The organism is Streptomyces sp. NPDC057424 (assembly GCF_042803315.1).
GTDB lineage: Bacteria > Actinomycetota > Actinomycetes > Streptomycetales > Streptomycetaceae > Streptomyces.
Map to the genome: position 1 here is coordinate 45,774 of NZ_JBHVCP010000041.1, position 19,041 is coordinate 64,814.

The window sequence follows — 19,041 nt, forward strand, 5'->3', positions numbered from 1 at the left end:
GGCCAGCGCCGTCCTGCCGGTCGCGGCGAGCGCCCTGTCCACGGCCTGCTGGTCCCCGTGGAGACCACCTCTAGGTCGTCTTCGTCGCGGTCATGCCGTCGAGGAGAAGGCGCAGGATCTGCTGCAGCTCCTCCGCCAGTGACCCGGTCCAGTCCGACGACTGGCCGGCCCATCGGTAGATGCTCCGAGGTAGACGTCACGCAGCACGTTGCCGACGCCGATGGGCGACATGCCGGGGTTCAGCTCTCCCTGGTCAATGAGGGGAACAGACCAACAGGTTCCCCGTGTGTGGAAGACCAAGTGACAGCGCCGCCGGAACCAGCGGACCCGCGGGGTACGGCGTTCGCCGCCTATGTGCTGCCGGAGGTGGAGGTGCTGCTGCGGGTGGCGATGACGCTGACCGCGCAGCGCGCGGACGCCGAGGATCTGGTGCAGGACACGCTGCTGCGGGCCTACCGGGCCATCGACGGGTTCGACGGCAGGCACCCCAGGGCGTGGCTGCTGACGATCATGAGGCGGGCCGAGATCAACCGGCATCGCCGACGCCGTCCGCACCTGCTGGACGACCCGGACACCGATCTGGACCGGCTCGGCTCTGCGGGCCACCAGGGGTCGGCGGAGGAAGTGGTGGTCGGCGAGGCGTTCGACGAGGTGGTGGACTCGGCGCGGTCCGCGTTGCCGGACAAACACCGGCAGGTGGTGCAACTGGTGGACATCGACGGCCTCACCTACGCCGAGGCCGCACGCCTTCTGGATGTGCCCGAAGGAACCGTGATGAGCCGACTGCACCGCGCCCGCAAACGCATACGTGTGCGGCTGTCCCCGGCGGGACTGGCACCGAAGCGAGGTGTGATGTGAACAAGCGCCCATGGTGGGCTCGCCGCTCGCGCGAGCGCAGGATGAACTGCTTGCAAGTGGCCCGGGTGCTCCAGAAGTACCTCGACGGCGAGACCGACGAGGTCACCGCCCGCCGGGTCGCGGTCCACCTGGAGGACTGCCCGCGCTGCGGCCTGGAGGCATCGGTCTACCAGGAGATCCGCAGCGCGCTGGCCCGCCGGGCGGAGCCCGATGTGGACGCGGTGGCACGGCTGACCGCGTTCGGCCGGTCCCTCGTGCGCGACGAGCAGGGCCAGGCCGGTGGCGAGCCGGACAGCGCCTCGCCACCGGCCGGTGCCTGAGCAGGATCGATCCGACGGGGAACCCGCCTTGCGCAGGACGACGTTCACCACCGGCACGTCGAGCACGACCATGAACTGTGCCGCGCACGCCGGCCACCGCACCGCTGCTGCCGGAGGACTCGCCCGAACCCGCTGGGCTGCGGTGCGGTGTCCTGGTCGGTCAGCGGTCCGCCGGAGCAGCCATGGCCATCCTGCGCGCCCACCTCGACCAGCTCTTCGACGACCGTCTCGTACGGTCGGCGTCCCGGTCCGGAGCGAGGCCCCCGGTCAGGCGTCGATGATGACGGGGATGATCAGTGGCCGGCGGCGGTGGGTGCGGAAGGCCCAGTTGGCCACGGCGCGGGCGATGAGCTGTTCGAGCTGGTGGGCGTCGCCGACGCCTTCCTCGGCGGCGGTGGCCAGCGTCTTCTCGATGACGGGGATGACCGGCTCGAAGGTGGTCTCGTCGTGGACGAAGCCCCGGGCCAGGAAGTCGGGGGCCTCGGCGAGGGCGCCGGTGTCGGCGTCGACGATGGCCACGACCGTGATGACGCCCTCCTGGGCGAGGGTGACGCGGTCCTTGAGGGAGGCCTCGGTGGCGCCGCCGACTTCCATGCCGTCCACGTAGACGTTGCCCGCGGGCACCTTGCCGGTGATGGCGGCGCGGCCGTCGACGAGGTCGACGACGACACCGTCCTCGGCGATGACGACCCGCTCGGGGTCGACACCGGTGCGGATGGCGAGGTCGGCGTTGGCGCGCAGGTGGCGGAACTCGCCGTGCACGGGCATGACGTTGCGGGGCCGGACGATGTTGTAGCAGTACACGAGTTCACCGGCGCTGGCGTGGCCGGAGACGTGCACCTTCGCGTTGCCCTTGTGGACCACGTTGGCGCCCCACCGGGTCAGGCCGTTGATCACCCGGTAGATGGCGTTCTCGTTGCCGGGGATGAGGGAACTGGCGAGCAGGACGGTGTCGCCCTTGCCGATGCGGATCTGGTGGTCGCGGTTGGCCATCCGGGACAGGGCGGCCATCGGTTCACCCTGGGATCCGGTGCACACCAGGGTGATCTTGTGGTCGGGGAGCTTCTCCAGCTCCTTGGTGCTCACGACCAGGCCGGAGGGGACCTTCAGATAGCCCAGGTCGCGGGCGATGCCCATGTTGCGGACCATGGAGCGGCCCACGAAGGCGACCTTGCGGCCGTGCTCGTGGGCTGCGTCCAGGACCTGCTGGATGCGGTGCACGTGGCTGGCGAAGCTGGAGACGATCACGCGCCGGGGTGCGGTGCGCATGACCTGTTCGATCGCGGGGTTCAGTTCGCGTTCGGAGGTGGTGAAGCCGGGGACCTCGGCGTTGGTGGAGTCGGTGAGGAACAGGTCCACGCCCTCCTCACCGAGGCGGGCGAAGGCGCGCAGGTCGGTGATCCGGTCGTCCAGCGGGAACTGGTCCATCTTGAAGTCACCGGTGTGCAGCACCATTCCGGCGCCGGTGCGGATCGCGACGGCGAGGCTGTCCGGGATGGAGTGGTTGACGGCCACGAACTCGCAGTCGAAGGGACCGAAGCCGCGCCGGTCACTCTCGCGCACGCGCACAGTGCGGGGCCTGATGCCGTGTTCCTTGAGCTTGGCCTCGATGAAGGCGAGGGTGAGCTTGGAGCCGACGAGGGGGATGTCCCTCCGCTCCCGCAGCAGATAGGGCACGCCGCCGATGTGGTCTTCGTGGCCGTGGGTGAGGACGATGGCGACGATGTCGTCGAGGCGGTCCCGGATGGAGGTGAAGTCGGGCAGGATCACGTCCACGCCGGGCTGGGTCTCTTCCGGGAACAGCACGCCGCAGTCGACGATCAGCAACTTGCCGGCATGCTCGAACACGGTCATGTTCCGGCCGATCTCGCCAAGGCCGCCCAAGGCGGTGACCCTCAGCCCTCCCTCGGGCAGTGGCGGGGCGGCTTTGAGTTCTGGGTGCGGGTGGCTCATACCCTCACGCTACCGAAGGGCTTGCCGGGATGATCCGCTGCCTGCCCGCTGGAGGCGAGGCGCGGCGCCGGGCGCCTCGGTCACGGCGGGTGCCAGTGGCCGGGAGCGGTGGAGGCGGTAGCGCCGGCCGTGGGTGAGGCGCACCCCGGGCGTACTGGAGAAGATCTCGTGCCCGTGGTCGTGGTCACCGGCCTCGGCGGCCTCCTGGTGCGCCTCGACACCGGTCCACTCCGTGTACAGCAGGACGCGGCTGCCGTCGGCGCTGTGCAGGAAGTGGGCCGAGATCGCGCCAGGGTGCCCGCCCTCCTTCGGCTGGGCGGCGCTCACGGCGTCGGTGAAGAAGCGCTGGCGGTCGGGCCCGTCCACGTCGAAGGCGGCCGTGATCAGGCAGGCCGGGACGCGGAGGCCATCACTCGCCCGTACGGCAGTGATCCGGACTCACCGCCGCACGGTGTCACCGAAGAGGTGACGGGCGCCGTGGCTGATCGGCACGTGGCCGGACGGCATCGAGGGGCACGGGCCGCCATGGCCGTGCCCCTCGTCCGGTACTGCGACCGCCGACGCGGCTCAGGCGCCCGCGCGGGCGTCGGCCTGCAGGCGGCGGAGTGTGGTGGCGAAGTCCTCGGCCATCTCCAGGCGGGCCCGCAGGGTCTCGCAGCGGGCGTCGGCCACTTTGCGGTAGGAGTCCAGCCGCTCCCGCAGCCGCTCTCGCTCCTCGCCGGCGGGCGGGTCGTCGGTGGCGGCGAGGCGGTCGGTGATGTCCAGCAGGTCGCGCATCTCCTCCAGGGAGAAGTCCAGCGGCTTCATGCGGCGGATCACCATCAGGCGCTCGACGTCGGACTCCGTGTACAGCCGGAAGCCACCCTTGCTGCGGGCCGAGGGGATCACCAGGCCCACTTCCTCGTAGTGCCGGATGGTGCGCAGAGACAAACCGGTCCGCTCGGCCACCTCGCCGATCTGCATCTGCCGCTGATCCGTCATCGCTCCATGATCCCCTTCGTTGTCTTCTTCGATTTTCGAATCCGTAAAGCAACCCACCTTACGTGACATGAATCACTGGATCTTGGCGGGTGTTTACCTGTGTTTCACAAGCCCCAAGTCGCACTCTGCCCTCACGTCAGGGTAGAGTCTCGACGTGTTCACGGCCGCTGTCGAGAGTGACGCCAGGAGTGAACGCCACAGCGCGGGCCTGACCGGGCCCCGATGGCATCCGAAGACTTCCGGGACATGATGCCCGACCGGCAGTTGGACGGCTGCCTTGCAGATCGGCTGGGCCCCGTTGAAGTGGCCGGGCCGCCGAGGATTCCGCCTCATGCGTGCGCGGAGTCGTGTGTGCCTTACGGCCTTGCTTCGTAGACGACGTGGAAGCGTCCGCCATCTGCTGGCGCATCCGCCTGAACAGAAACGGTTGCATGTCCTCACCGCTGCCCGCAGCCCCGAAGTTCCGCCTGTCCAAGCCCGACTGGCTCGACTCCCCGAAGGTCCTGCGCACCGAGGTGCTGGCCGGCCTGGTCGTCGCCCTGGCCCTCATCCCCGAGGCGATCTCCTTCTCCATCATCGCCGGGGTCGACCCGGCGGTCGGCCTGTTCGCCTCCTTCACCATGGCCGTCGTCATCTCGGTCGTCGGCGGCCGCAAGGCCATGATCTCCGCCGCGACCGGCGCGATCGCCCTGGTCATCGCCCCGCTCAACCGCGAGCACGGCCTTGGCCATCTGATCGCGGCCGTCATCCTCGCCGGCGTCTTCCAGGTGATCCTCGGCACGCTCGGTGTGGCCAAGCTCATGCGCTTCGTGCCGCGCAGCGTCATGGTCGGCTTCGTCAACGCGCTCGCCATCCTGATCTTCATGGCGCAGGTGCCGGAGCTGCACGACGTGCCGTGGGCCGTGTATCCGCTCGTCATCGGCGGTCTCGCCCTGATGGTGCTCTTCCCGAAGGTCACCAAGGTGATCCCGGCCCCGCTGGTCTCCATCATCGTCCTGACCGTGATCACCGTGGCGGCCGCGATCGCGGTGCCGACCGTCGGCGACAAGGGCGCGCTGCCCTCCTCGCTGCCCGTGCCGGGCCTGCCCGACGTGCCCTTCACGATGGACACGCTGACCACCATCGCCCCGTACGCCTTCGCGATGGCGCTGGTCGGTCTGATGGAGTCGCTGATGACCGCCAAGCTGGTCGACGACATCACCGACACCCGCTCGGGCAAGACCCGCGAGTCCATCGGCCAGGGCGTCGCCAACATCGTCACCGGCTTCTTCGGCGGCATGGGCGGCTGCGCCATGATCGGCCAGACGATGATCAACGTGAAGGTGTCCGGCGCGCGCACCCGCCTGTCGACCTTCCTGGCGGGCTCCTTCCTGATGGTGCTGTGCATCGTCTTCGGCCCGGTCGTCTCCGACATTCCCATGGCCGCCCTGGTCGCCGTCATGATCATGGTGTCGTTCGCGACCTTCGACTGGCACTCCATCGCCCCGAAGACCGTCAAGCGGATGCCGCTCGGCGAGATGACCGTCATGGTCGTCACCGTCGCCTGCGTGGTCGCCACCCACAACCTGGCCATCGGCGTCGTGGTCGGCTGTATCACCGCGATGGTCGTCTTCGCCAAGCGCGTCGCGCACCTGGTCAACGTCTCCGGTGTCGTCGACCCCGACGGCAACCAGGTCGTCTACGCGGTCACCGGCGAGCTGTTCTTCGCCTCGTCCAACGACCTCGTCTACCAGTTCAACTACAAGGACGACCCGGACGACGTGGTCATCGACCTCTCCGCCGCCCACATCTGGGACGCCTCCTCCGTCGCCGCCCTGGACGCCGTCGAGACGAAGTACGCCCAGCGGGGCAAGAAGGTGACCATCATCGGCCTGAACAAGCCCAGCGCCGACATGCACGAGCGCCTCGCCGGCCAGCTGACCGGCAGCCACTGACCGGACCGGCCGCCCTTCCCCGACCACGGACGTGGCGGGGGAGGCCGGTCTTTCCACACGTGGCCTGACCAGGCCGGGACGCGGTCATGGAGCGAAGACCGCGTCCGAGCGAACTGTCGGACGAGCAGTGGGCCTTGCGAGGTTCACTTCCCCGCCCACCCCGACCTCAGGGGCGGACCGGAGCACGGCCCGATGCTGCCGCCCCACCGGGCCACCTTCAACCTGGCGACGCACCCGCGGGCCGGCCCGGCGAGCCCTCCGGGCCCACGGGTGAGAACGTCCCGTCCGAGCCGTGGTGGCGTGGGGTGGCGCTCGCCTCGGTCGGTGGCAGGCAGGCCGCGGAGGCCCTCTCCTGAGCCGGCGTCAAGACCGCGTCGGGACGCGGCAGCCGTGGCCCAGGCCGACACGGTGAGTGACGGTGGTCGTGAGGTCGGCCAGGGCGCGGAGGGCGCCGGGACGCTCCCGGCGGGCCGACTCGGGGCGTACGGCAGACCAACGGCGAGGGCCGGGGAGCGAGAGGCTTCCCGGCCCTCGCCGTCTCTGTGTGACCGCTTATGACCAGGTCAGATCGAGCTTGCTTTGTTCATGGTCGGATGCGGGGAGGCGTAATCGGTCTGCCGTACGAGACCTCATACCAGAGCGGGACGCTCACCGTATGAGTTTGTCAACTGCCCACCGCACATGATGCGCTGGCGACTACTGTCAGTGGCCGTCGGGAAGCAAGACGGATCAGGGAGCGGGGGCCGGTACGTGCAGGCGCAGGGCGGACGAGGGAGTCGACGCGACGGGGATCCCGGCTGCCCGCGCGCCACCTACGCCGGCACGGGTGCGGTCGACGACACGGGGGCCGGCGCCGGTGGCACGGGTACTGCCGGGGTCGGCGCGAGTGTGGCCGGGGTCTTCGGCCTGGGCCGGCACGCGGGCCGCGGTGGCGTCGGTGCCGTACGGAAACGGGGCGAGGCCGGGCGCACGGCCCGGGGCGCGCGCAAGCGGCCAAGTGAACCCGGACGCACCCCCGCAAGCCCCCCTGGCACCCAAGACCGACGGACCAGCACGAGGACACCGATGTCTCACCTCCGCGCCCCGGCCGCGCGCGCAGACCGCCGTGAGGGCGGGCGGCACGGGCGGCCCGCCGCCCGCACCGCACCCGCGCTGCCCGAGACCCATATACGGCCCCAGCTGCTGCGGCTCGCGGTACTGCCCCCCGTCGCCGTCGCCCTCAGCGGCTGCGCCGCCGTCCTCTTCACCGTCCGGTCCACCGGAGCGCGGCCGGGCCTCACCCTGTGGGCGGTGCTCGGCGGCGCGGTCTTCGTGGCCCTCGTCGGCATCGCCGTCGCCGCGATCGCCGCCAACCGGGCCGCCCGGTCCGTGCACGACCGGATCGGTGTCCTGCGCCGCAGCACGGCGCGGCGCGAGGCCGATCTGCGCACGCTCGTCGAGACGCTGCGCCGCGGCGACGGCCCGCCCCGGCTCGCACCGCAGAGCCGGCACGGCGGCCCAGCCGAGGACGCCGACGACTTCGACCTCCTCAGCGCCGACCTGTCCCGCGCGCACGACAGCGCCGTCACCGCCGTCGTGCAGGCCTCCCAGCTCTCCAGCCAGACCGGCAGCGAACAGAAGCTCGAGGTGTTCGTCAACCTCGCCCGGCGCCTGCAGTCCCTGGTGCACCGAGAGATCTCCATCCTCGACGAGCTGGAGAACGAGATGGAGGACCCCGACCTGCTCAAGGGGCTCTTCCACGTCGACCACCTCGCCACCCGCATCCGCCGTCACGCCGAGAACCTCGCCGTGCTCGGCGGGGCCGTCTCCCGCCGGCAGTGGAGCAACCCGGTCTCCATGACCGAGGTGCTGCGCTCCGCCATCGCCGAGGTCGAGCAGTATTCGCGGGTCAAGCTCGTGCCACCGATCGACGGGCAACTGCGCGGCCACGCCGTCGCCGACGTCATCCACCTCCTGGCCGAACTCGTCGAGAACGCCACGGTGTTCTCCGCCCCGCACACCCAGGTCCTGCTGCGCGCCAACCTCGTCACCTCCGGGCTCGCCGTCGAGGTCGAGGACCGTGGGCTCGGCATGCCCCTGGAGGAGCAGACGCGGATGAACGCGCTGCTCGCCGACCCCGACCAGGTGAACGTCGCCCGGCTCCTCGCGGACGGCCGCATCGGGTTGTTCGTCGTTTCCCAGCTCGCCCGGCGGCACGGCATCACCGTCCGCCTCCAGAGCAACATCTACGGCGGAGTGCAGGCGGTGCTCGTCGTACCGCAGGCGCTGCTGGGAGCGGAGGCGGGAGCGAGGACACCGGGGGGCGCGGGGCAGCCGGAGAGCGGTGCCGCCGGTGCGGATCGTCCGGCTGTGCCGGGGCGGCCGGACGGGCAGACCGATCGGGCCGGGCAGGGCAGGCAAGCCGGACGGCACGGGCAGAACTGGCAGACCGGTGCTGCTGCCGGGGCCCTTGCCGGCGGCAGCACCGGGGGGCAGTCCCCGGTGAGGGAAGCGGAGTTCGGAGTCTCGTCCGTGCCGCTGCCCGCTTCCGGATCAGGGCCGTCGGTGCAGCTCGCCGCGCCCGCCGCCCCTCAGGGGCACGAGGCAGACGCCGAACCTGCGGCGGGCGGGAGTGCGCCGGGCGGCCGGCCCGCGCCTCTGCCCATGCGGGGAGCCCGCCGGGAGCGTCCCACCCCGGCCGAGGCGCGGCCCGGGATCAGTCCGGACGACCGGCGTGTCCTCGCCGGGAACATCACCGAGCCTCCCACCCCGCGCAACGGCATTGTGCGCGGCACCATCGGCAAGCCCCAACTGCCCCGTCGCCGTGCCCAGGAGCACATCGCACCCCAGCTGCGTGACGGCCCGGCACCACGCCAGGACCCCGAGCACCTCGTGGGCCACGACCCCGGACTGATGGCCGCCTTCCAACGCGGCATCAGTCTCGCGGAGGCCCAGCAGAACCTGGAGGCCGGCACCACGGAGTGGGGCGACATGGATGCGGCCCACATGGGGTCCTCCTCCATGGACTCCGCCCACACGGACCCGGCATCCAGCGGGTCCGCCGACAGTGACCCGATGTCCGTCCGGCCGGTCCATCTCGAGGCGCTCCCCTCGGAGCTGTCCCCCTCGAGCAGGCCGGCGCCCGGGTCCCGTTCCGACCACCGCACGACCACCACCCGGCAGGACGGGAGCGCACCCGCCGGATGACCACCCCCCTTCCCACCCCCACCCACAGCGCTCCCGCAGACCTTCGTACCCCAAGGAGTCGATCCACCATGGCGAGCGATGCGCCGACCGCCCATGTATCCGATCTCGACTGGCTGATGAGCGGCCTCGTGCAGCGCGTACCGCACACGAGTGCCGCGGTGCTCCTGTCCTGCGACGGGCTCGTGAAGTCCGTGCACGGCCTCGACCCGGACAGTGCCGACCACATGGCCGCCCTGGCCTCCGGCCTGTACTCCCTCGGCCGCAGCGCCGGTGTCCGTTTCGGCGACGGCGGCGATGTGCGGCAGGTCGTCGTCGAACTCGCCTCGACCCTGCTGTTCGTCACCACCGCGGGCTCGGGCACCTGCCTGGCCGTGCTCGCCGGCCGCGAGGCCGACGCGGCCGTGCTGGGCTACGAGATGGCCATGCTGGTCAAGAGCGTCCGCCCCTACCTGGTGACCGCTCCCCGGCAGTCCGTCGAATCCCCGGCGATGAGGCCTTGAGCGTGACGGCGGCCGGTGACGGGCCCTGGCTCGACGACGCTGCCGGGCGGCTGGTGCGGCCGTTCACGGTCAGCAACGGCCGCACCCGTCCGACCGTCGCGCTCGACCTCGTGTCGCAGGTGATGGCCACCGGGGCGACCCCCCTCGGCTATCTCGGCCCCGAGCACACGCAGGCGCTCGAACGGTGCCGGGTGCCCGTCGCCGTCGCCGAGGTCGCCGCCCATCTCAAACTGCCGGTGGCCGTCACCAAGGTGCTGCTGGCGGACCTCGTCGACTGCGGGGCGCTGACCACCAAGCCCCCCGCGTTCCACCACAACCCGACGGACCGGGCCCTTCTGGAGGCAGTGCTCGATGGACTACGACGACAGCTCTGACTACACCGACGGACCGGGCCACGGCTCCGACCCGTTCCCCACCGCGCTGAAGATCCTGGTGGCGGGCGGGTTCGGCGTGGGCAAGACGACCTTCGTCGGCGCGGTCAGCGAGATCGCGCCGCTCAGCACGGAGGAACTGCTCACCACCGTCAGTGCCGCGACCGACAACCTCGACGGCATCGAGAACAAGGTCGAGACGACCGTGGCCATGGACTTCGGCCGCATCACCCTCGACCCCCGGCATGTGCTGTACCTGTTCGGCACGCCCGGACAGGAGCGGTTCTGGTTCATGTGGGACGAGTTGTGCGAGGGCGCGCTCGGCGCGGTCATCCTCGCCGACACCCGCCGGCTGCAGGAGTGCTTCGCCGCCGTCGACTTCTTCGAACAGCGCGGCCTCGGTTTCATCGTCGCCGTCAACGAGTTCGACGGCGCCCACCGCTACGACCCCGAGGAGGTGCGCGGCGCCCTGGACCTGTCCGAGGACGTCCCCGTCGTGTGCTGCGACGCGCGGATCTCCAGCTCCGGAGTCCAGACCCTGCTGACCCTGGTGCGCCATCTCATCGCCCATACGCCGGCCCCCGCGACGGGGTACGGCGCCCACAGGTGACCCCCTCACACCCGCCACGGAGCCCGTACATGACGCAAGCCCACAGCCCGGGAGCTCGCCCATGACCTACGACCCGCCGCGCCCGGCCGGTCGTCTGCTGCTCACACCCGAGGACAAGGAGGCCCCCGCCCGCACCCGCCGACTGCGCCGACTGGGTCTGGGGGAGCGCCCCGAACCCGCACTCGACGCCTTCGCGTACCGCCTCGCCGAGCTCACCGGGGCGCCGTACGCCATGGTCAACCTCCCTGACGAGCAGGGGCAGTTCTACGCGGGCCTGCATGTGCCCGCTGTCGCGCCGGTGGTGCGGAGCGACGGCACCAGCCCGCGCCTCAGCCGTACCCTGCCCCGCGACCACGGCTTCTGCCCCCATGTGGTGGCACGCCGCAAGGCCCTCGCCCTGGAGGACGTCGGCGACTATCCGCGGTTCGCGGGCAATCCCGTGGTCGACGAGTTCGGCATCCGCTCCTATCTGGGGGCACCGCTCCTCGACGGCACGGGCCTGGTGCTGGGCACGGTCAGCGTCGCGGACGTCGAGCCGCGGCCGTGGGGGAAGCCGGGCCTGACGGCGATCAAGGACCACGCCGCGCAGCTCGTCATGGCGCTGGAGAGCCGGGACGGCCTGCCGCCCTACTGAAGCCCGGGTTCCCGCGGGGCCCTTCGAGGGCGTGAAGGAAAGCTGAGGCGGCGCTTAAGAAATCCTCGATGGACCGGTACTGCCGGCGTACGGCAGATTGCTGTGCGATCCCACTCCTCTCCCGGTCCAGGGGTTCCTTCGGCATGCCCGGAGCCGGGACTCATCCACAGGAGCCATAGCGGTGAAGGCGCTGGTCAAGCAGAAGGCGGAACCCGGGCTGTGGCTCGCGGACGTCCCCGAGCCCACGGTCGGGCCCGGCGACGTCCTCATCAAGGTGCTGCGCACCGGAATCTGCGGCACCGACCTGCACATCCGGGCCTGGGACGGCTGGGCCCAGCAGGCGATCAGCACCCCCCTCGTGGTCGGGCACGAGTTCGTCGGCGAGGTCGTCGGGACCGGGCGGGACGTCACCGACATCGGCATCGGCGACCGGGTCAGCGGCGAGGGCCACCTGGTGTGCGGCAAGTGCCGCAACTGCCTGGCCGGCCGCCGGCACCTGTGCCGGGCCACCGTGGGGCTGGGTGTGGGCCGGGACGGGGCGTTCGCCGAGTACGTCGCGCTGCCCGCCGCCAACGTCTGGGTGCACCGGGTGCCCGTCGACCTGGACGTGGCCGCGATCTTCGACCCGTTCGGCAACGCCGTGCACACCGCGCTGTCCTTCCCGCTCGTCGGCGAGGACGTCCTGATCACCGGCGCGGGCCCCATCGGCCTGATGGCCGCCGCCGTGGCCCAGCACGCCGGCGCCCGCAACGTCGTGATCACCGACGTCAGCAAGGAGCGGCTGGAGCTGGCTCGCAAGATCGGCGTGAGCCTCGCGCTCGACGTCTCCGGCGCCACCATCGCCGACGGGCAGCGCACGCTCGGACTGCGCGAGGGCTTCGACATCGGCCTGGAGATGTCCGGCCGCCCGGAGGCCATGCGCGACATGATCGCCAACATGACCCACGGCGGCCGGATCGCGATGCTCGGCCTGCCCGCTCAGGAGTTCCCCGTCGACTGGTCCCGCATCGTCACCTCGATGATCACCATCAAGGGCATCTACGGCCGCGAGATGTTCGAGACCTGGTACGCCATGTCGGTCCTGCTGGAGGGCGGCCTGGACCTCGCGCCCGTCATCACCGGCCGCTACGGCCACCGCGACCACGAGGCGGCGTTCGAGGACGCGGCGAGCGGCCGCGGCGGCAAGGTCATCCTCGACTGGACCGCGTAACCCCCCCTTCACCGCAAGCACCCCAGGAGCCTCTTCATGTTCGACTCCGTGCGCGACGACCTGCGCGCCACCCTCGACGAGATCCGCGCCGCCGGCCTGCACAAGCCCGAGCGCGTGATCGGCACACCGCAGTCCGCCACCGTCGGCGTCACCGCGGGCGGCCGCCCCGGCGAGGTCCTCAACTTCTGCGCCAACAACTACCTCGGCCTCGCCGACCACCCCGAGGTCGTCGCCGCCGCCCACGAGGCCCTGGACCGCTGGGGCTACGGCATGGCCTCCGTCCGCTTCATCTGCGGCACCCAGGAGGTGCACAAGGAACTCGAGGCGCGGCTGTCGGCGTTCCTCGGCCAGGAGGACACGATCCTCTACTCCTCCTGCTTCGACGCCAACGGCGGCGTGTTCGAGACGCTGCTCGGCCCGGAGGACGCGGTCATCTCCGACGCGCTCAACCACGCCTCCATCATCGACGGCATCCGCCTGTCCAAGGCCCGCCGCCTGCGCTACGCCAACCGCGACCTCGCCGAGCTGGAGGCCCGGCTGAAGGAGGCCTCCGACGCGCGCCGCCGCCTGATCGTCACCGACGGCGTCTTCTCCATGGACGGCTACGTCGCTCCGCTGCGCGAGATCTGCGACCTCGCCGACCGCTACGACGCGATGGTCATGGTCGACGACTCCCACGCGGTCGGTTTCGTCGGCCCCGGCGGCCGCGGCACACCCGAGCTGCACGGCGTCATGGACCGCGTCGACATCATCACCGGCACCCTCGGCAAGGCACTCGGCGGCGCCTCCGGCGGCTATGTCGCGGCCCGCGCCGAGATCGTCGCCCTGCTGCGCCAGCGCTCCCGGCCGTACCTCTTCTCCAACACGCTCGCCCCGGTCATCGCGGCGGCCTCCCTGAAGGTTCTCGACCTGCTGGAGGCGGCCGACGACCTGCGCGTCCGGCTCGCCGAGAACACCGCCCTGTTCCGCAGCCGCATGACCGAGGAGGGCTTCGACGTCCTGCCCGGCGACCACGCCATCGCCCCGGTGATGATCGGTGACGCCGCGGTCGCCGGGCGCATGGCGGAGCTGCTGCTGGAGCGCGGCGTCTACGTCATCGGCTTCTCGTACCCGGTGGTGCCGCAGGGCCAGGCCCGGATCCGTGTCCAGCTGTCCGCCGCGCACTCCACGGACGACGTCCACCGCGCGGTCGACGCCTTCGTGGCGGCACGGGCCGAGCTGGAGGGCTGACCGGCAGCACGGGGTGCATTTGAGACAATCGATCGCATGATCGAAGCGCGGCGGCTCCACATCCTCCGGGCGGTGGCCGACCACCGTACGGTGACGGCGGCTGCCGCCGCGCTCTATCTCACCCCGTCGGCCGTCTCCCAGCAGCTCGCCGCCCTGGAGCAGGAGACCGGCCACCGGCTCGTCGAGCGCGGCGCCAAGGGCGTACGGCTCACCCCCGCCGGCGAGATCCTGCTCAACCACACCAACGCGGTCCTCGCCCAGCTGGAGCGGGCCGAGGCCGAGCTCGCGGCGTACAGCTCGGGAGCGGCCGGCACCGTCACGGTCGCCTCCTTCGCCACCGGCATCGCCCTGGTCGTGGCGCCCGCCGTGGCCGGTCTCGCCCGGTCGGCGCCCGGGATCCACATCCGCGTCCAGGACGCCGAGGGCGACGCCAGCCTGCCGATGGTGCTGGACCGGCAGGTCGATGTCGCGGTCGCGGTCGAGTACCGCGGGGCCCCGCCCGCCGACGACCCGCGACTGACCCACGTACCGCTGTACGCCGAGCCCTTCGACGCGGTCGTCCCGGTCACCCACCGCATGGCCGACGCGGCGGAGGTGCCGCTCGCGGAACTGGCCAAGGACGCGTGGATCGGCCCGTACCCCGGCAACCCCTGCCACGACGTGGTGGTCCTGGCCTGCGAGAGCGCCGGTTTCCAGCCGCGCATGGAGCACTCCTCGGACGACTTCCGCGCGGTCGTCGCCCTCGCCTCGGCCGACGCGGGCGTCGCTCTCGTACCGCGCTCGGCGCTGCGCGGCATGGACCTCACGGGAGTGGTCGTACGCCCCGTCGACGGGACGGCTCCCACCCGCCGGGTCTTCGCCGCCGTACGCAGGGGAGCCGAGGACCACCCTCTGATCCGCCCGGTGCTGGACGCGCTCGGCGCGGCGGCCCGGGTGTGAGCGGCCCGTAACACCGCTGTCTCATATCGGGGATAGCGTCCCGGATATGAGAAGCGACGAGACGGATCCCGTCGACGCCCGGCTGGGCGCACGCCTGGCCGAGCTGCGCGCCGAACACGGCTGGTCCCTGGGAGAGTTGGCGGACCACAGTGGGGTGAGCCGCTCCACCCTGTCCCGGGCCGAGCGGGCGGAGACCAGCCCCACGGCCTCCCTCCTGAACCGCCTGTGCGCCGTCTACGGGCGGACCATGTCCCAGCTGCTCAGCGAGGTCGAGGCCGAACCGGAGACCGTCGTCCGTTCCACCGGCCAGCCCCTGTGGCAGGACCGCGCCTCCGGGTTCGTGCGGCGGTCCGTGTCACCCCCGCATCCCGCCCTGCGCGGCGAGCTCGTCGAAGCCCGCCTCTCACCCGGCGCCGACATCGCCTACGACCGTCCGCCCGTGGCCGGACTGGAGCAGCACATCTGGGTCCTGGAGGGAGCTTTGGAAGTGACCGCGCAGGACACCGAACACCGCCTGGACGCCGGTGACTGCCTGCGGATGCGGGTGTGGGGCCCGACCCGGTTCCGGTGCGCCGCTTCCGAGGGCGTCCGGTACCTGCTGGCGGTGGTGCGGCCGTGATCAGCCTGGACGAGGCTCAACTACTGCAATGCGCTGTGGAGTTGGCGGATCTGCTGGCCGAGACCGTGAACGGTGGCGCCTCGGTCGGCTTCCTCGCCCCGCTCGGCCGCGCGGAGGCCCTGGCCTGGTGGGAGGCGCGGGCCGCCGATGTCGCCGCGGGCCGGCTCGCCGTGTGGGCGGCATGCGACGGTGACCGGGTGCACGGCACCGTGAGCCTGGCCTTCCCCGGCAAGACCAACAGCCGTCACCGCGCCGAGCTCGTGAAGCTGATGGTGCACCCGGACGCCCGTGGGCGCGGCCTCGGCCGCGGGCTCCTGGCCACCGCGGAGGAGGCGGCCGCGGCGGCCGGTGTCACCCTGCTGCACCTGGACACCGAGACCGGCAGTCCCGCCGAGCGGCTGTACCGGTCCGCGGGCTGGACCCCGGCCGGCGCGATCCCGGACTACGCGGCCGACCCCGCCGGAGTGCCGCGGTCGACGACGATCTACTACAAGCGCGTACCGGCAACCGCTCTCACCAGGTGATTGTCAGTGGGAGCCGATACGGTGCCTGGCATGCCGGATGCCGAAGACGTACGACGGATCGCCCTGTCCCTGCCGGACACGACGGAGAAGATCGCCTGGAGCATGCCCACGTTCCGGGTCGCGGGAAAGATGTTCGCCACGCTGCCGGAGGACGAGACCTCCATCGCCGTGCGCTGCCCCAAGGAGGAGCGCGACGAACTGGTGCTCGCCGAGCCGGAGAAGTTCTGGATCGCCGACCACGAGTCCCAGTTCGCCTGGGTGCGGGCCCGGCTCGACGCGCTCGAGGACGAGGGCGAGTTGAGGGACATCCTGGCCGACTCCTGGCGCCAGGCGGCCCCGGCCCGGCTCCTGGAGGCTCATCCGCGGCTCGGTCTCTCCGCGCGGTGACGCCCTCCTGATCTCACCCGGACCGCCTTCCCGGCGGTGCTCGGCATGGCCCTTCGGCGGCAGGAACCGGCCCTGGCCCGGGGCGGGCCTGCCCTCCGCGTGCGGCCTCGGTCGGCATTGTGGAAAGCGGCACCGACCGGAAACGGATGCGCGATCACCGGCGCGAGTGCGGTATTGTTTCCCTGCGCGTTAGGCCGGGGGAATCCCCAGGTCAGACGGGCAACGGGACGTGGCGCAGCTTGGTAGCGCACTTGACTGGGGGTCAAGGGGTCGCAGGTTCAAATCCTGTCGTCCCGACGGTGAGGCAGTGAGTCAGAGGCCGTATCGGATTCCACGGATACGGCCTCTTGATCATTTCTCCCGGCGGAGAGCCCCGGCCGACGGTCGCTGGTCGCGATCCTGGTCGCCATCTCGGCGAGCTGCCCGCACGCCTGCGCGATCTCCCTCTCGGTCTGGGCGCGCTCGCTGACCGCCACTCCGAGCAGCAGCGCGGTCAACGAGGCGGAACCGTTGAACGCCTGCAGAGTGATCATGTTGGTGAACAGGTCATGGCCGGCGAACGGGCCCGATTTCTGCCCGGCCGCGACGATGGCGAAGATCGACACGGCGAGGGCGCAGGGCGCGGCCCCGGCCAGCCGGAAGCGGAAGGCGGCCCAGATCAGCAGGGGGAAGCCGAGGAACAGCAGCGGTGTGCTGCTGGTCTCGACGAAACCGACACAGGCCGTGGCCGCCACCAGCAGGATCCCCTCCCCCCACCGGGCCGGCGGCACGCCCCGGGGCCGTCGGGCCGAGCGGAGCACGAGGAGCAAGGGCGTGACCGCCAGGACGCCCACCGCGTCGCCGGTCCACCAGACCGACCAGGTAGACGCGAAGTCGCCGGCGTCCAGCACACCGGCGAGAACCAGCGTCCCGCTGCCGACCGTGGCGCTGACCAGCATCCCGGTGAAGGCGCCGAGAAAGATCAGGGCCAACGCGTCCCGCAGCCGGTTCAGTTCGTTGCGGAATCCGGCACGGCGGAGCAGGGCGTACGAACAGACCGGTGCGAGCGTGTTGCCCGCCGCGATCGCCAGAACGGCCGGCAGCGACGGCCCCAGAGTGATGTTGACCAGGAACGCGCCGAGGGCGATCCCGGGCCAGACCCGCGGTCCGAGCAGGAGCAGGCTCGCGAGTGCGATACCGCTCGGCGGCCACAGCGGGGTGACCTGGCCACGCACCAGCTGCTGGAGCAGTCCCAGCTCGGCGGAGCCGTAGTACAGCGCGGCGACGACGCAGATCTCCAGGGCGCCCCTGACGCCGCGCTGGGGCCGTGCCTGCCGCGCGACCGTCATCGGCGACCTCCGCATCGACATCCCCTCGACCATCATCCGCTGGATCCCCCGGATCCTCCACAACACCGCTGAACTGGATGTTCGGCCTGCGCAGGGCGCCCGGGTGTCAGGCGGGCGGGATGCGCAGGGCGAGGATGGCCATGTCGTCGTGACCGTCGCTGGGATGGTGATCGGCCAGGGCGCACACGAAGTCCCGCAGCGGCAGGGCGGAGTGGACCGCGGCGAGATCGGCCAGTGCGCCGAGGCTCTCGTCGATGGGGCGGGCCGGATGCTCGATCAGGCCGTCGGTGAAGAAGACCAGTGTGGTGCCGGGGAGCAGGAAGCGGGAGTGGTCGGGGCGCGGTTCCTCGGGGTCGACCCCGAGCGGCAGTCCGGGCTCCACCGACAGGATCTCGACCCGGCGCTCCGGGGTGATCAGCAGGGGCGGAACATGTCCTGCGCTGCTCCAGCGCAGTCGCCGGCCGGGTCCTTCCGGCTCGATCCGGGCCAGTGCGGTGGTCGTGACGGGGTTGGGTGTGACCGCCTGGAGCGTGCGGTCGAGCCGGGTCAGGACCGCGCCCGGCGAACTGTCCCGGTCGAAGAGCAGGGCGCGCAGCATGTTGCGGGTGGAGGCCATGGCTGCCGCGGCGTGCAGATCGTGCCCGACCACGTCACCGATGACGACCGCCACGACGTCGTCCGGCAGTGGGATCGCGTCGTACCAGTCCCCGCCGAGCTTGCTGGGCTCCGCGGCCGGCCGGTAGACGGCCGCGGCGGTGAACGGTCGCAGGTCGGGCAGCGTGGGCAGCAGCAGCCGCTGGAACTGCTCGGCTCCCACACGCACCTGTTCGAACAGGCGGACGTTCTCGATCGCGATACCGGCGGCGCTGGCCAGGGCCATCACGACGTTCTCGTCATGGACGTCGAAATGCTGCCCGTCGCGCCGCTCGGAGAGGTACAGGTCGCCGTAGATCTCGCCGCGGACACTGATGGCGACGCCGAGCAGGGTCCGCATGTGCGGATGACCGGACGGGAAGCCGACGGAAGAGGCATGCGCCGGGATGTCGCCGATCCGCAGGGGCTCGGGGTGGCTGATCAGATGGCCGAGCACACCCCGGCCGGTCGGGAGGCCGGTATCGGCCAGGTCGGCGCGTTCCCCCTCGGAGAGTCCGGCGGTGATGAACTCCTCCAGGTGCTCACCGGTCGCGTTGAGCACACCGAGGGCACCGTAACGGGCGCCCACCAGGTCCATGGCGGTGGTCACGATGCGGTGCAGTACCGCGGGCAGCTCCACCTCACGGCTGATGGCCACCACGGCGTCCAGCAGACCCTGCATCCGGTCCATCGCGTCCAGCAGGCCGTGCAACTGCTCGTCGATCCGGTCCAGCTCGGTGCGCAGGCGCACCTGCAGCTCGGGCAGGCGCGGCTGCCCCGGGAATCGGTCCTGCTGCTCTGCCGCCATCACGAACGCCTCACGG

The 19,041-nt window shown here is 71.4% G+C and carries 19 protein-coding genes and 1 tRNA gene; 15 read left to right on the top strand and 5 right to left on the bottom strand.

Features of this window, described 5'->3' with window-relative positions:
• Positions 1-300 precede the first annotated feature (300 nt).
• Positions 301-858 (top strand): RNA polymerase sigma factor, encoded by a 558-nt coding sequence (locus tag ACFU3E_RS27350; RefSeq protein WP_384163576.1) that lies wholly within the window; start codon positions 301-303, stop codon positions 856-858.
• A 41-nt stretch (positions 859-899) separates the two neighbouring features.
• Entirely contained in the window at positions 900-1,178 is a 279-nt protein-coding gene (locus ACFU3E_RS27355) for an anti-sigma factor family protein (RefSeq protein ID WP_384163579.1), read from the top strand.
• Positions 1,179-1,445: 267 nt separating this feature from the next.
• On the opposite strand, the gene ACFU3E_RS27360 is transcribed toward ACFU3E_RS27355, so the two are convergent.
• The 3 genes from ACFU3E_RS27360 to ACFU3E_RS27370 form a co-directional block, all read right to left on the bottom strand.
• A complete protein-coding gene (locus ACFU3E_RS27360) occupies positions 1,446-3,131 on the bottom strand; it encodes a ribonuclease J (protein WP_384163582.1) in 1,686 nt (561 codons plus the stop codon).
• A 9-nt stretch (positions 3,132-3,140) separates the two neighbouring features.
• A complete protein-coding gene (locus ACFU3E_RS27365; protein ID WP_384163585.1) occupies positions 3,141-3,497 on the bottom strand; it encodes a hypothetical protein in 357 nt (118 codons plus the stop codon).
• Between the two features lie 201 nt (positions 3,498-3,698).
• Positions 3,699-4,112: a MerR family transcriptional regulator gene (locus ACFU3E_RS27370; RefSeq protein ID WP_384163588.1), complete on the bottom strand. Its 414-nt coding sequence runs from the start codon at positions 4,110-4,112 to the stop codon at positions 3,699-3,701.
• 431 nt (positions 4,113-4,543) lie between these two features.
• On the opposite strand from ACFU3E_RS27370, the gene ACFU3E_RS27375 reads away from it, so the two are divergent.
• The 13 genes from ACFU3E_RS27375 to ACFU3E_RS27435 all read left to right on the top strand — a co-directional run bounded on the left by ACFU3E_RS27375 (position 4,544) and on the right by ACFU3E_RS27435 (position 16,553).
• A complete protein-coding gene (locus ACFU3E_RS27375) occupies positions 4,544-6,046 on the top strand; it encodes a SulP family inorganic anion transporter (protein ID WP_384163591.1) in 1,503 nt (500 codons plus the stop codon).
• Positions 6,047-7,111: 1,065 nt separating this feature from the next.
• Positions 7,112-9,232: an ATP-binding protein gene (locus ACFU3E_RS27380; protein WP_384163594.1), complete on the top strand. Its 2,121-nt coding sequence runs from the start codon at positions 7,112-7,114 to the stop codon at positions 9,230-9,232.
• A 68-nt stretch (positions 9,233-9,300) separates the two neighbouring features.
• Positions 9,301-9,732 carry a roadblock/LC7 domain-containing protein gene (locus tag ACFU3E_RS27385; RefSeq protein ID WP_031135180.1) on the top strand — a complete coding sequence of 144 codons (432 nt, stop codon included), beginning with the start codon at positions 9,301-9,303 and terminating at the stop codon, positions 9,730-9,732.
• A gap of 2 nt (positions 9,733-9,734) precedes the next feature.
• Entirely contained in the window at positions 9,735-10,106 is a 372-nt protein-coding gene (locus ACFU3E_RS27390; protein ID WP_333935161.1) for a DUF742 domain-containing protein, read from the top strand.
• Positions 10,084-10,713 carry an ATP/GTP-binding protein gene (locus ACFU3E_RS27395; protein ID WP_384163599.1) on the top strand — a complete coding sequence of 210 codons (630 nt, stop codon included), beginning with the start codon at positions 10,084-10,086 and terminating at the stop codon, positions 10,711-10,713. Before ACFU3E_RS27390 ends, ACFU3E_RS27395 begins: the two co-directional genes overlap by 23 nt.
• A 61-nt stretch (positions 10,714-10,774) precedes the next feature.
• Complete coding sequence (locus ACFU3E_RS27400; RefSeq protein WP_384163602.1) at positions 10,775-11,347, top strand: GAF domain-containing protein; 573 nt, start codon at positions 10,775-10,777, stop codon at positions 11,345-11,347.
• A 181-nt stretch (positions 11,348-11,528) separates the two neighbouring features.
• A complete protein-coding gene (gene tdh, locus ACFU3E_RS27405; RefSeq protein ID WP_384163605.1) occupies positions 11,529-12,557 on the top strand; it encodes an L-threonine 3-dehydrogenase in 1,029 nt (342 codons plus the stop codon).
• Positions 12,558-12,593: 36 nt separating this feature from the next.
• Positions 12,594-13,787, top strand: a complete 1,194-nt coding sequence (locus tag ACFU3E_RS27410) for a glycine C-acetyltransferase (protein ID WP_384163608.1) — start codon at positions 12,594-12,596, stop codon at positions 13,785-13,787.
• A 36-nt stretch (positions 13,788-13,823) separates the two neighbouring features.
• Positions 13,824-14,726 (top strand): LysR family transcriptional regulator, encoded by a 903-nt coding sequence (locus ACFU3E_RS27415; RefSeq protein ID WP_384163611.1) that lies wholly within the window; start codon positions 13,824-13,826, stop codon positions 14,724-14,726.
• Between the two features lie 46 nt (positions 14,727-14,772).
• Positions 14,773-15,345 (top strand): helix-turn-helix domain-containing protein, encoded by a 573-nt coding sequence (locus ACFU3E_RS27420; protein WP_384163614.1) that lies wholly within the window; start codon positions 14,773-14,775, stop codon positions 15,343-15,345.
• Between the two features lie 5 nt (positions 15,346-15,350).
• Positions 15,351-15,869 carry a GNAT family N-acetyltransferase gene (locus tag ACFU3E_RS27425; RefSeq protein ID WP_384163684.1) on the top strand — a complete coding sequence of 173 codons (519 nt, stop codon included), beginning with the start codon at positions 15,351-15,353 and terminating at the stop codon, positions 15,867-15,869.
• Between the two features lie 30 nt (positions 15,870-15,899).
• Entirely contained in the window at positions 15,900-16,256 is a 357-nt protein-coding gene (locus tag ACFU3E_RS27430; RefSeq protein ID WP_384163617.1) for an MmcQ/YjbR family DNA-binding protein, read from the top strand.
• 223 nt (positions 16,257-16,479) lie between these two features.
• A tRNA-Pro gene (locus tag ACFU3E_RS27435) sits at positions 16,480-16,553 on the top strand.
• Here ACFU3E_RS27435 and ACFU3E_RS27440 read toward each other — a convergent pair.
• A complete protein-coding gene (locus ACFU3E_RS27440; protein ID WP_384163620.1) occupies positions 16,535-17,584 on the bottom strand; it encodes an MASE1 domain-containing protein in 1,050 nt (349 codons plus the stop codon). The two genes, ACFU3E_RS27435 and ACFU3E_RS27440, sit on opposite strands and share 19 nt — an antisense overlap.
• A gap of 106 nt (positions 17,585-17,690) precedes the next feature.
• Positions 17,691-19,025 (bottom strand): PP2C family protein-serine/threonine phosphatase, encoded by a 1,335-nt coding sequence (locus ACFU3E_RS27445; protein WP_384163623.1) that lies wholly within the window; start codon positions 19,023-19,025, stop codon positions 17,691-17,693.
• Positions 19,026-19,041 lie beyond the last annotated feature (16 nt).